Below are 12,451 nucleotides of genomic sequence, written 5' to 3'. Positions count from 1 at the left end.
AGGAATCCGGGGTATGGCTTTTCACGATCTGCGCGCGTTTCTCGCCCATCTGCAGGCGCGCCATTCCCTGCGCAGGGTCGCGCAGCCGATCGATCCGCAACTGGAGAGCACGGCGTTCTGCCTGCGCGCGCTGCGCGCCGGCGGGCCGGCGCTATTGTTCGAGCATGCGCGGGGTTCAGTCCACCCCATGCTCGGCAACCTGTTCGGGCATCGTGAGCGGATCGAGGCCGCGCTGGCCGGCAGGCCCCTGGCCTCGCTGCGCGAACTGGGCCAGTTGCTGGCCTCCATCAAGGAGCCGCGCTGGCCGGGATCCGTGCGTGAAGCACTGCAGATGTGGCCTGAATTCGGCCAGCTGGCGAATGTCACCCCCAAGGTCGTGCACGAGGCTGCGTTTCTCGATCAAGTCGTCGAGGCCGCCGATGTCGATCTGGCCCGGTTGCCCATCCAGCGCTGCTGGCCCGATGACGTCGGGCCGTTGATCACCTTCGGCCTGGTGGTCACCCGCGGCACGCGACAGAAACGCCAGAACGTGGCGATCTACCGGCAACAGGTGATCGCCCGCAACCGGGTGATCATGCGCTGGCTGCCGCATCGCGGTGGCGCGCTGGATTTCGCCGACTGGCAGGCGGCTTGTCCGGACCGGCCGTTCCCGGTCCTGGTCGCCATCGGCGCCGACCCGGCCACGCTGCTGGCGGCCGTGGCGCCCGTCCCCGACACCTTGTCCGAATACGAGTTCGCCGGCCTGCTGCGTGGCGACCGCACCCGCGTCTGGCACAGCGCGCGCACCGGTCTGGATGCGCCGGCTGGCGCGGAGATCGTGCTCGAAGGTGTCATCCATCCCGGCGACACCGCCATGGAAGGGCCGTTTGGCGACCACACGGGCTACTACAACAGCCAGGCCCGGTTCCCCGTGTTTACCGTGCAGCGCATGCTGCTGCGCAGCGGCGCGATCTATCACGGCAGCTACATGGGGCGTGCGCCGCATGACGAACCCTCGGTCCTGGCGCTGGCATTGAACGAGGTCTTCGTGCCGATCCTGCAGAAGGTATTTCCCGAGATCGTGGATTTTTACCTGCCCCCGGAAGCCTGTTCCTACCGGATCGCCATCGTCAGCATCCGCAAGCAGTATCCGGGCCATGCTCGCCGCGTGATGATGGGCATCTGGTCATACCTGCGCCAGTTCACCTACACGAAGTTCGTGATCGTGGTCGACGCGGATATCGACGCGCGGCAGTGGAGCGAAGTGATCTGGGCGCTGTCGACACGGGTCGATCCCGCGCGCGACAGCGTGCTCATCGAGCGCACCCCCATCGATTACCTGGATTTCGCCAGCCCGGTGGCTGGCCTCGGTTCCAAACTGGGACTGGATGCCACCAGCAAATGGGCCGGCGAAACCGACCGCGCCTGGGGACGCCCGATCACCGCCGACCCCGACATCGAGCGGCGGGTCGATGCCTTGTGGTCAAGCGTGTTCGCCAGCGTCCCCGCGGCGCAGCAGCCATGAAATGGATGCCCTCGCCGTGCGCTCTCCACTTCAGCAGCCCGACGGCAGCCAGGGCGGCGGTGTCGCGTCGCGCCGCGCGCCGCGTGGCGAACCACCCGGCACAATCCCAGGAGGCACCATGGATCTGATCTGTCCGGCGGGCAACCTGCCCGCGCTCAAAACCGCGGTTGATCACGGCGCCAGCGCGGTCTATGTCGGCTTCCGCGACCAGACCAACGCGCGCGCGTTCGCGGGCCTCAACTTCAGCGACGACGACCTGCGTCAGGGCATCGACTATGCCCATGCGCGCGCGCGCAAGGTCTACGTTGCGCTGAACACCTACCCGGGTCCGGCGCATATCAGTGCCTGGCAAAGCGCCGTGGATCGCGCAGCCGATCTCGATGTCGACGCCATCATCTGCGCCGACCTCGGCGTACTCGACTATGCGACGCGGCGCCACCCCGATCTGCCGCGCCACCTTTCGGTGCAGGCTTCCGCGACCACCCACGCCGCCCTGCGCTATTACCGCGAACGCTTCGGCATCGCGCGCGCCGTCATGCCCAGGGTGCTGTCGCTGCAGCAGATCGAGCGGCTCTGCGAACGCCAGGTCGTGGCCATCGAGGTATTCGCCTTCGGCAGCCTGTGCATCATGGTGGAGGGACGCTGCCAGCTGTCCAGTTACGTGACCGGCGTTTCGCCCAACCGCCATGGCGTCTGTTCACCAGCCAAATTCGTGCGCTGGGACGAGGAGCCCGGCGGCGTGCGCAGCGTGCATTTGAACAACGTCCTGATCGATCGCTACCAGGCGCACGAACCCGCCGGCTACCCGACGGTATGCAAGGGCCGCTACGCAGTCGGTGGCGAGATCTTCCATGCCCTGGAAGAACCCACCAGCCTGAATACGCTGCCGCTGTTGCCGATGCTCAAGGCCGCGGGAGTCGCGGCACTCAAGATCGAAGGGCGGCAGCGCGGACTGGCCTACGTGGGCGCCGTGACACGGGTCTGGCGACAGGCGCTCGACCGGCTCGAAGCACAGCCTGGTGCCGCCGGCGATCCGGCATGGCAACGCGAACTCGACGCGCATGCCGAAGGCCAACAGACCACGCTGGGCCCTTATCACCGTTCCTGGCATTGAGGCACGCGCACATGCAACTCACCCTCGGACCCCTGCAATATTTCTGGCGCCGCGATGACGTGTTCAAATTTTATCGCGCGGCGGTGCAATGGCCGCTGGACACGATCTACCTCGGCGAGACCGTCTGCAGCAAGCGTCGCGAACTCGGCACGCGTGACTGGATCGCGTTGGCGAACGAACTCGCCGAAAGCGGACGCGAGATCGTTCTGTCCTCGCTGGCGCTGCTGGAAGCCGAGTCGGATTTGTCGGCGCTGACGCGTCTGGTCGACAACGGACGCCTGCGCGTCGAGGCCAATGACATCGCCGCGGTACAGCTTTTGCGCGAACGCAAATTGCCGTTCATTGGCGGCCCGGGTTTGAATATCTACAACCATGTCGCCTTGCGCCTGCTGCGCGCGGACGGGATGCAGCGGCTGGTGCTTGGAATCGAGCTGGGGCGAGAATTGATGCAGGAATTCAAGAACAGCGGCGAACCGCTGCCGGAGTTCGAGGCGATCGCCTGGGGGCGTCTGCCGCTGGCCTATTCGGCGCGCTGCTATACGGCGCGGGCGCTGGATCTGGCCAAGGACGACTGCGGTTTCCGCTGCATCGACTATCCGGATGGCCTGCCATTGCAGACGCGCGAGGGCCGCCCCTTCCTGACCATCAATGGCATCCAGATCCAGAGCAACGAGCACTGCGATCTGGCGCCCGACATCGCCGAACTGCAGGCAGCGGGCATCCGCTTGCTGCGCCTTTACCCGCAGGTGAATGACATGGCGGCCGTGGTCGCGCGCTTTCGCGAGGCCATCGATTCCGGTCTGCCGGCGCAGCGGATCGGCAAGGAAAATGGCTATTGGCACGGACGCGCCGGCATGCAACGCATGCCCGGCGATGATGCGCCAGAGCTCGCTCAGGCGATCATTTCGCCTTGATGGGCCGCGCGCGCCAGGCGCGCGAACCGGGCGCCTCGATTCAGCAACACCCGGACATCCAGTGGAATCGTCTCCCACGGAAGTTGATCAAGCAGATTGCGCACCAGCAACCCCAGCTCGGTGTCGCCGACTAGTTGCAGACGGCGCTGGAAAAACAGCGTATCGGCGTCCTCGAGACGGCTGGCCAGAAGCAGAAGATCGGTGGCACTGCCGCGCACGGTCGACTCCGCCTCCGCGCCGGGAACCTGCACATGCAAATCGCGCGTACCGATCACGACCACCCAGCGCAACTTGAGGTCGGTGACTTCGACCCCGAGCCTGCGACCCTGCAAATCATCCAGCCTGCCCGCGGCAAGAGGCCCCGCCATGACACGCAAGGTCATGCTGCGCAGCAAGACGCGCAGCAGCGGCGCTGGCAACGTCCAGCGCAACGGTGTGCTCAAGCGCACAGGAGGCGGCAACAGCCGCAGAAATTTTCCCGCCCGGGGGGATCCCGGCACCGGCGGACTCCCCGATTCATGCAGCGATGAAGAACAACCCATGGTTGGTTCCCCGGATGACGACAAACCCTGCAATGCGCAGGCATCGCCGATGAGCAGCTCCATCAATTGCCGCGTCACGCCATTGGGCAGCGCGAGCTTCGCGCCAAAGGCCTGTGCCCGGTCATGCACCTGACGCTCGCGTTCAGGGTTGCGTGCGGGCAGGCCGGCACGCTGCTTGAGCGCCATGGCACGCCGCACCAACTGGCGCCGACCCGCCAGCAGAACCAGGAACATCTCGTCGACCCGGTCGATCAGGCAGCGCATCGCGTGCAGTTCAGCCGATCCGGTGGCTGCCACGGGTCGCGCGCGTGCAGCGCCAGCGCGGCCGGAAGTCTGCGCAGGCGGCTCGATACGGGTTGGCGGCAGCTCGACGGTATGCATCAAACACCGGGCCGGCAATGCACGCGAAAGCTCATATCACTTTCCGCAGACTGAAAAAAATCAGGCCCTTGAGCAACCGATAGACAAACCACGAATAGACGGGTACGAATACCAGCAGGGCAAATCCGAACGGCATGCAGAAGCCGGCGAGAATGGACCACATCATGAACAAGAACGCGGTGCGCAGGCGCCATTGGCGATGACTCTGCAGAAATGGATCCGCACAGGATTCTGCCGGCTTGCGCGTATCGGCATACACCTGATACCAGATGGTGAAGATGAAAAAAACCAGACCCAAGGCAAGTGCAATGTAGGCATTGCGCGAACCCCGCAGTTGCCGGTCACCTGATCCCACCATGACGCTTGGCGCGGCGGCGATCGTGGTACTCATCGCCCGATCCTCCACCAGCGCTCATGGCTGGTAATCACCCGCCGCCAGTACAATTTGTAGATGAAATAAGTCAGCAACGAAAGCCCGAGAAACAGACCGATGATCCATGGCCCAAGCCGGGCCCGCTCGGCCTGATGCGGATGTGCGACTGCGTACAGAAACGTGACAATGTCCCGCGCGGTCTGATCAAACTGCGCCTGCGACATCGTACCTTGCGTCAAGGGCTGCACACCGACCGCGATCCTGGCCGGGCTGCCAAAGCGCAAGCCCGTCACCAAGACCGGCTTTTGCAGTCCCTGCATGCCGGCGAAAACATCAGGCATGGCAACATTGTAGAACACGACGTTGTTGACGCCGGTCGGCCGCGCCGGATCGACATAAAATGAAGTCAGATACGTGTATAGCCAGGCGGGCGAGCGGCGCAGCGCGATATCGGTCAGATCCGGCGGCTCCATGTTCAGGAATTTCGTCATCAACTCGGGCGACATGCTCGTGGTGATGGTGTCGTGGTAGTGGCGCCCGTCGGTGCCGATGTATTTCAGGAACTGCGATTTGCTCAAACCAAGGACCGGCGGCAGTTCGCTGTAGCGCTCGCCCTGGATCCCGTGACACGCGGTGCACATGTGCAATGTATACAGGGCACCCGTCTGCAATGCCGCTTTGTCATGCAGATTGATCTTGATATGCCGCAACGGTGGTTGCGTGGTCGTTACCGATGCCAGCGCCGCGCTGCCGGACACCGCCAGCAGCAGAGTGGATAGAAGCACCACAAGCAAACCGGATTTCCATGCTGGAGTGCGTGTTGTCATTGCTCGTCCTGCCCAAAAAGAGTTCGGTTGTCTTCTGCGGACCGATCGGACGAACATCGCCCGATATCACGTGGACGCAGACTTGTCGTCAATGGAAAATCCCACCCGCAGTAAGTCGCTCAGGCAGGTGCTGGGTGTCACGGGTCAGTGCCGGGAACAGAATCGCCAGTCCGAACAACAGCAACAGGTAAGCCGCCGGAATCCAGTCCGTCAGCAGCATCAGGGCCCATCCATGCGCATGGATGGAGTACATCCAGAGGTCGATCAGAAAAACCACGGCCTCCGTGGCGACCAGCCAGGCCACCGTGGCACCGATCGCGCGCCGCTTGTTGAAAAATGGCAGCACCAGGAACGTGGCGTAAAAGACCTCGGTGACATGAAGCCCGTACACCATGTTGTGCTCGGTGGCGAAGCCGTGGGCGACATAACCCAGCCACAAAAATGATGCCGGCATCATCAGGATGTTTAATTTGTACAGTACCGAGCGATAGCGAATCGAGCGAATCGGATTACGGTCGAGCAGCGGCAGGCACGCCAGCAATGCAAATGAGCCGGCAAATGCCATGATCCCATACAGCTTGTTGGGTACACCGCGCAGCATTGCGTAAAATGGTAGAAAGAACCACAGCGGGTGAATGTCGCTGGGCGTATGCAGGATATTTGCAGGTGTATAGTTCAACTTGTCCAGCAGAAAACCCCAGCCATCCGGTCGATAGAATACGAACCAGAAAAACACGACGAAAAACACGCTGACACCGAACAGATCTTTCACGGTGTAATACGGGTGAAACGGGATTCCGTCACGCGGCCATGATGATTCGTTGGTATTGTCGTGAATCTCGACTCCATCCGGATTGTTCGAGCCGACCTGGTGCAGCGCGATGAGATGGACCAGCACCAGCGCCAGCAACAGGACCGGCATCAGAAACACGTGGAACACGAAGAACCGGTTCAAAGTCGGCAGTCCGATCACGAACGAGCCGCGCAACCACTGCGCGATCGGCTTGCCAATGCCCGGTATCGCAGTCACGAAATTGGTGACGACGGCCGAGCCCCAGTACGACATTTGCCCCCATGGCAACAGGTAGCCAAGAAATGCCTCTGCGGCCAATGCCAGGTAGATAAAGATACCGATCAGCCACAACAATTCGCGGGGCTTTTTGTATGAGCCGTACATGATGCCGCGGTACATGTGCAGATAGACGAGCACGAAAAACGCCGAAGCACCGACGATGTGCATGTCACGGATCAGCCAGCCCCAATGCGAATCTCTCTGGATCGTGCGCGCCACCGACCAGAACGCCAGATGCGGGTTGGGTTGGTAATGAATGGCCAGAAATAAGCCAGTCGCAAGCTGCATGACCAGAACCAGCAGCGCCAGCGAACCGAAGATGTACCACAGATTGAAATTTTTCGGTGCCGGATACTCGGCGACCTGCGTGCGCCAGAGCGACGAAATGGGCAGTCTCTGGTCGAACCAGCCAAACACTCGCTTTGCTCTTGATTGGTCAATGTTATTCATGGAGTGCGAAATCCTTCACGGCGCGAACGCCACGTGGGTCATGCGTTGTTTCGTTCAGCGTATTGGCTTGGATTGGACGGTCTCTGCTTTCGGCTTGGCAACACCATGCGGCGCGGCCACGAGAGCGGATTTTTCTGCTTGCTGGTGCAGTTCGACGGTCTTGGTGTATTCGCCGTAATTCTTTGGTCCGATGCCGAGAGTCGAATCAGGATTCAACTGCTGTAGATAGGCGGCAACCGCCTGCATCTGCGGCTTTGTCATGGCCCTGGCAATGCTGGTCATGACTTGTCCAGGACTATTGCGCCGCGCGCCGCTGGCGAATTGGTCAAGCTGCGTCAACAGGTAAACCTGGTGTTGCAATGCCAGCGCGGGAATCGCCATCGGCCCATTGCCGTCCGCGCCAAGTCCGTGGCATGCGGCACAGGCAGGAATGTTGTCGTTTGCCAGTCCCTGCGTATAGATTTTCTGTCCTTCCTTCAACTGGGTGGCGTCTGCGCGCATGCCGGGGCCTGCCGCCACTTCCGCCGGCAGTAATGGTTGACGCGAGAAATATGCGGCGATTTCTTTCAGGTTTTGATTATTGGCCGAGGCAGGTATGGTCATCGCCATGCCACTCATGATCGTCGATTTGCGCGCGCCGTCCCGGAAATCTTCCAGTTGCTTCAGCAGATAGTTGTAGCGCTGTGCCGCCAGATTGGGATATTCGGCTGCGGCACTGTTCCCAGTTATTCCATGACACGCTGCACACACCGCGATCAAGGCGCTGCCTTGCTTGGCCGCCGCCGCTCCCAATGGTATCCCGTGATAATCAGCTTTCGCATGCACATCGGCCACACTGCAAAACGCAACCAAAAACAACGCAATCGCGGTGGCTGGCTTGGGCATATGTTCGGCAATTTTCATCTTGACATCCATCTGCAGAATACCGGCTTACCAAATATCGGGAGTCCAATTCTTGTCGATGCCCGATTTGTTCGCCTCGCCTATGGTGACCATCGTGGCGGTTTTCCAGTAATACGGTGGAATCGGAATGTTCAATGGTGCTGGCGAACCCTCGAGCACGCGCGCGGAAAAGTCGTACATGGATCCGTGGCAGGCACAATGAAATCCACCCGGCCACCACGGCGTCACCGTATGCGGCGCGGGCCGATAGTCCGGAATGCATTGCATGTGCGTGCACAATGCCACGGCTATGAACATGTCCGGTCGCAGGGCCCGATAGTTGCCATTCACATATTCTTGCGCGGGCTGCTGGTTCTGTTTGCTGTGTGGATCCTTGAGTCGCCGCAGCAGTGACGGTTCGGCCAGGGTGTTCAGCATCCAGCCTTCACGTTTCAAGATCCATACTGGTTTCTTCTTCCATTCCACGAGAAGCAACTGCCCGGGTTCCATCCGGCTTATGTCGACGTCGATCGGTGCGCCCAGAGCCTCAACAGCTTTCCCGGGATTCATGTTGTCGATCAGAATGTCCGCAAACAGACCGACTGCACCCGCGCCCAGGACACCGGCAGCGGCGATGAGAAACTGTCTGCGGTCGGGTCGTACCTCGCTCTCGGGACGAATCGAATCCATGATCAGCTCGCCAGCGGGCGCTTTTTGAATCGGGCTATTCGCCATAAATGTAACCCTGCCGTAATATTGCCGGACTTGATTGGGTCAAAAATAATCCCCCGCGCCTCGGGTTGACTTGATTCAGATCAAGTTCGGCGCGGATTGCGTCATCTTGTCACGGAATTTTGACCAAGGGGATTACAAATCGCTCCGGCACGTGGCCGTACCACCAGGATGAGCATGCAGGTGCCTGCCGCGACCATGCAGGCGCAACTTTGCCGTACCCGTTTGCTGCAGGCCCCGACGGCGCGCGTGCGTTGAGCGCCCTCAGCGCGGATCGCCATCCTGGTGTTGTGCGGCACGCGCGGCCTTCTGCCGCACCAGCATGGCGGCGACCAGCACGCCGATCTCGTACAGCAGCACCATGGGCACCGCCAGCAGGGTCATCGACAGCACGTCCGGCGGGGTGATGATCGCGGCCACCACGAACGCGCCGACGATCACGTAGCGCCGCGCGCTGCGCAGCTTGGCCACGCTGACCACGCCCAGCGCGGCCAGCACCACCACGATCACCGGCACCTCGAAGCACAGGCCGAAGGCGAAGAACACGTGCAGCACAAAGCTCAGGTAATGCCCGATGTCGGTCATCATCGACACGCCGGGCGGGGTGACCAGGGTGAGGAAATGGAACGCCGCCGGCAGGATCAGGAAATAGGCGAACGCGCAGCCGGTGTAGAACAGCAGCACCGCGGCGACCAGCAGCGGCAGCGCCAGGCGTTTTTCGTGGCGGTACAGGCCGGGGCTGACGAAGGCCCAGATCTGGTACAGCACCGCCGGCATGGCCGCGAACAGCGCCACCACGAAGGTCAGCTTGATCGGGGTGAGGAACGGCCCGGTGACCTCGATGGCGATCATGTGCGCGCCCTTGGGCAGGCGCTCGATTAGTGGCCGCGCCAGCAGCGCGTAGAGTTTTTCGGAAAACGGCAGCAGCGCCAGCAGCGCCACGAGCACGGCCAGCGCGGCCTTGAGCAGGCGCGAGCGCAGCTCCAGCAGGTGCGCGATCAGGCCGCCGGGGCTGCCGGGGGCGTCAGCGGCGCTCATGCGGAGTGCGGCGGGGCGGGCACCGGGCGGGCGGCGGGCGCATCCGCATCCGGGGCCACGGCGAGCGTCGCCGCCGGCACCTGCTGCAGGCGCTGCGCGATCTCGGTCAGCGATTGCGCCACGGCCTGCGTGGCCGGGGCCGTGGCGTCCGCCAGCGCGGCCGCGTCGGCGGCCATCTCCGGCGTGGCGGCCAGTTGGTCGGCGGCGGCACGCAGATCGGCGGCAACCGCGCGCAGTGCGTCGCGCTCGGCGCCGGCCGCGCCATCCAGGCGTGCCGCCAGCGTGCGCAACTCGCCGATGCTGCGCGCCAGTTCGGCGGCCACCTCCGTCATGCCGGCGCGCGCCGCGTCCGCCGCGTGCACGGCCGGCTGCAGCGCTTCACGCGCTTCGCCCAGCGTCGCGCGCGCTTCGCTGGCCACCCCACGCAGCGCCGCGGCGCCCTCGCGCCACTGCCGGGTGAGCGCGTCCTTGTCCAGTTCGCCCGCCACCTCGGCCTGCACGCTGGCCCAGGCCGTGCGCGCACGCCGCACCAGCGCCCCGGCGGTCCGCGCCGCGCCCGGCAGCTTCTCCGGGCCCAGCACCACCAGCGCCACCACCGCAATCAGCAGCAGCTCGTTGAAGTCGATGCCGAACACGGGCGCCGCTTACGGGGCGTGATCCTGCGGCTTGGCCGCGTCCTTGGCCGCCTCCGCGACCGGCGCATCCGCCTGCAGGCGCTCCACGCCGCCGTCCTTGGCCTCCTTGGCCGCGTCCGCGTCCTCCTTCATCGCTTTCTTGAAGTTGCGCACTGCCGCGCCAATGTCCGAACCCGCGTTGCGCAGCTTGCTCGTGCCGAAGATCAACAGCACGATCACCAGCACAATCAGCCAATGCCAAATGTCATCTAAACCCATGTCTCACTCCCGCGCTCGCGCGCCGAACGACGTCGCAGCAGCGGACGCCAGCGGCGTGCAAGTTTACTCCTCGCGCCGAGCGCACAAGCTGGCATCCGCCAGCGCGCACAACGTTGATCGAGCACAGGCGTCAAAGTGCGCGGCGTCGTGCCGCATGCCCGCGCGGCTGCAAGCAATGTCCGTCTTGATCTGGGTCAAGAGCGCACGCCATTGCTTGCGGCACGATGGATGTGCATCGTTAAGGATGCGTTATCGGAGATTGCAATGAGCACCTCATTTGTCGCGCCGCGTGCCTTGCGCTGGCTGCGTGCCACCGCCCTGCTGGGCGTGGCTGCGCTGGCCCTGCTGCTGGCACTGCCGGCGCAGGCCGTGCCCATGTTCGCGCGCGAGACCGGGCAACCCTGTTCAGCGTGCCATATCGGTGGCTTCGGGCCACAACTGACGCCGTTCGGTCGCCAGTTCAAGCTGGACGGCTACCGGCTGGACGTGCACAAGGGTTGGGACACGCATATCTCGGCCATGGCCGTCGAAAGCTTCACCCACACCCAGCAGGCGCAATCCGCACCTCCGGCGCCCAATTACGGCCTCAACAACAACACCGAGCTGCAACAGGCCTCGATCTTCTACGGCGGCAAGCTGGCCGCTCACTGGGGCATGCTGGGTCAGATCACCTACCAGCAGGCCACCGGTCAGTGGGGCTGGGACAACACCGATGTGCGCTATGCGCACAATTACATGCTGGGCGGCAAGGGCGGCGTGTTCGGCGTTTCCTTCAACAACAATCCGACGGTCTCGGACGTGTTCCAGACCTCGCCAGCCTGGATGTATCCCTACTTCGCCACCGACCTGGTGCCTGGTCCGCCGGCGTCTCCGGCGATCATGGGCGCCTTCGCGCAGCAAGTCGTGGGCGCAACCGCCTACACCATGTTCGATTCGAACTGGTACGGCGAAGCCGGCATGTACCGCACGCTGTCCTCGAGCTTGTTGCAACAGCGGCCATTCAACGCTGGCTTCAACGGTCGCATCGTCGGGGCCGCGCCCTACGCGCGCATCGCCTACACGCGCAATATCGGTGCGGGTGACATCGAAGTGGGCGGGATGTTCTTCGACGCGCGCCAGGGCCAGGTCGGCACCAACAACAATGGCACCGTCATCGCCGTGCCCGGACCGTACAACCAGTACAAGGACTATGGCATCGATGCCAGTTACCAGTATCTCGGCACCGGCAAGCACATCTTCACCGCCGACGCGCTGTACGTGACCGAACGCCAGACCTTGACCGGTACCTACAGCCAGGGCGGATCCAGCAACCTGCGCAATACCGTCAACTCGCTCAATCTCAACGGCTCGTACTGGTACAACAATACCTACGGCATCACCCTGGCCGGCTTCCGCAACAACGGCACCGCCGACCCGATCCTGTATGCCAACCGCACCGGCTCGCCGCTGACCCAGGGCTACATGGTGGAGTTCAACATCAACCCGTTCGGCAAGTTCAACTCGTTCGACCAGCCTTGGGTGAACCTGCGCTTCGGCCTGCAGTACACCTACTACACATTGTTCGACGGCGCGGCCACCAATTTCGATGGCGCCGGCACCAACGCGCACGCCAACAACACGCTGTTCGCCTATGTCTGGACCGCGTTCTGATCCGGATGCCGAACTGACGCAACTAACGAGCGCCGCGCCCGCTGCATTGCGGGCGCGGCTGTTCGCGTTCGCGGATCCG

The 12,451-nt window shown here is 63.1% G+C and carries 13 protein-coding genes; 4 read left to right on the top strand and 9 right to left on the bottom strand.

The genetic code is table 11. From position 1 onward, the window contains the following. Positions 1 to 13: 13 nt before the first annotated feature. The 3 genes from Mschef_RS02640 (at position 14) to Mschef_RS02630 (ending at position 3,532) form a co-directional block, all read left to right on the top strand. Positions 14 to 1,504, top strand: a complete 1,491-nt coding sequence (locus Mschef_RS02640) for a UbiD family decarboxylase (protein WP_081126269.1) — start codon at positions 14 to 16, stop codon at positions 1,502 to 1,504. 118 nt (positions 1,505 to 1,622) lie between these two features. Next, on the top strand, positions 1,623 to 2,618 hold the full coding sequence (ubiU, locus tag Mschef_RS02635) for a ubiquinone anaerobic biosynthesis protein UbiU (RefSeq protein ID WP_081126796.1): 996 nt from the start codon (positions 1,623 to 1,625) through the stop codon (positions 2,616 to 2,618). A gap of 11 nt (positions 2,619 to 2,629) precedes the next feature. Beyond that, a complete protein-coding gene (locus Mschef_RS02630; protein WP_081126268.1) occupies positions 2,630 to 3,532 on the top strand; it encodes a U32 family peptidase in 903 nt (300 codons plus the stop codon). On the opposite strand, the gene ubiT is transcribed toward Mschef_RS02630, so the two are convergent. The 9 genes from ubiT to tatA all read right to left on the bottom strand — a co-directional run bounded on the left by ubiT (position 3,511) and on the right by tatA (position 10,722). After that, complete coding sequence (gene ubiT, locus Mschef_RS02625) at positions 3,511 to 4,455, bottom strand: ubiquinone anaerobic biosynthesis accessory factor UbiT (RefSeq protein WP_242426427.1); 945 nt, start codon at positions 4,453 to 4,455, stop codon at positions 3,511 to 3,513. The genes Mschef_RS02630 and ubiT overlap by 22 nt on opposite strands. A 31-nt stretch (positions 4,456 to 4,486) precedes the next feature. Further along, positions 4,487 to 4,846 carry a hypothetical protein gene (locus Mschef_RS02620; protein WP_081126267.1) on the bottom strand — a complete coding sequence of 120 codons (360 nt, stop codon included), beginning with the start codon at positions 4,844 to 4,846 and terminating at the stop codon, positions 4,487 to 4,489. Beyond that, positions 4,843 to 5,655: a cytochrome c1 gene (locus tag Mschef_RS02615; protein ID WP_176212389.1), complete on the bottom strand. Its 813-nt coding sequence runs from the start codon at positions 5,653 to 5,655 to the stop codon at positions 4,843 to 4,845. Before Mschef_RS02615 ends, Mschef_RS02620 begins: the two co-directional genes overlap by 4 nt. 88 nt (positions 5,656 to 5,743) lie before the next feature. After that, complete coding sequence (locus Mschef_RS02610; RefSeq protein ID WP_081126265.1) at positions 5,744 to 7,177, bottom strand: cytochrome b; 1,434 nt, start codon at positions 7,175 to 7,177, stop codon at positions 5,744 to 5,746. A gap of 54 nt (positions 7,178 to 7,231) precedes the next feature. Further along, on the bottom strand, positions 7,232 to 8,080 hold the full coding sequence (locus tag Mschef_RS02605; protein ID WP_168708962.1) for a c-type cytochrome: 849 nt from the start codon (positions 8,078 to 8,080) through the stop codon (positions 7,232 to 7,234). Positions 8,081 to 8,107: 27 nt separating this feature from the next. Further along, on the bottom strand, positions 8,108 to 8,794 hold the full coding sequence (gene petA, locus Mschef_RS02600) for a ubiquinol-cytochrome c reductase iron-sulfur subunit (protein WP_081126263.1): 687 nt from the start codon (positions 8,792 to 8,794) through the stop codon (positions 8,108 to 8,110). Between the two features lie 261 nt (positions 8,795 to 9,055). Next, complete coding sequence (tatC, locus tag Mschef_RS02595) at positions 9,056 to 9,829, bottom strand: twin-arginine translocase subunit TatC (protein WP_081126262.1); 774 nt, start codon at positions 9,827 to 9,829, stop codon at positions 9,056 to 9,058. Beyond that, complete coding sequence (gene tatB / locus Mschef_RS02590) at positions 9,826 to 10,464, bottom strand: Sec-independent protein translocase protein TatB (protein WP_081126261.1); 639 nt, start codon at positions 10,462 to 10,464, stop codon at positions 9,826 to 9,828. Before tatB ends, tatC begins: the two co-directional genes overlap by 4 nt. Positions 10,465 to 10,473: 9 nt before the next feature. Beyond that, complete coding sequence (tatA, locus tag Mschef_RS18245) at positions 10,474 to 10,722, bottom strand: Sec-independent protein translocase subunit TatA (protein WP_081126260.1); 249 nt, start codon at positions 10,720 to 10,722, stop codon at positions 10,474 to 10,476. Positions 10,723 to 10,986: 264 nt separating this feature from the next. On the opposite strand from tatA, the gene Mschef_RS02580 reads away from it, so the two are divergent. Then, positions 10,987 to 12,372 (top strand): cytochrome C, encoded by a 1,386-nt coding sequence (locus Mschef_RS02580; protein WP_242426426.1) that lies wholly within the window; start codon positions 10,987 to 10,989, stop codon positions 12,370 to 12,372. Positions 12,373 to 12,451 lie beyond the last annotated feature (79 nt).

The sequence above is a fragment of the Metallibacterium scheffleri genome, from assembly GCF_002077135.1.
GTDB classification, from domain to species: domain Bacteria; phylum Pseudomonadota; class Gammaproteobacteria; order Xanthomonadales; family Rhodanobacteraceae; genus Metallibacterium; species Metallibacterium scheffleri.
This window is presented reverse-complemented; position numbering and strand designations above follow the sequence as displayed.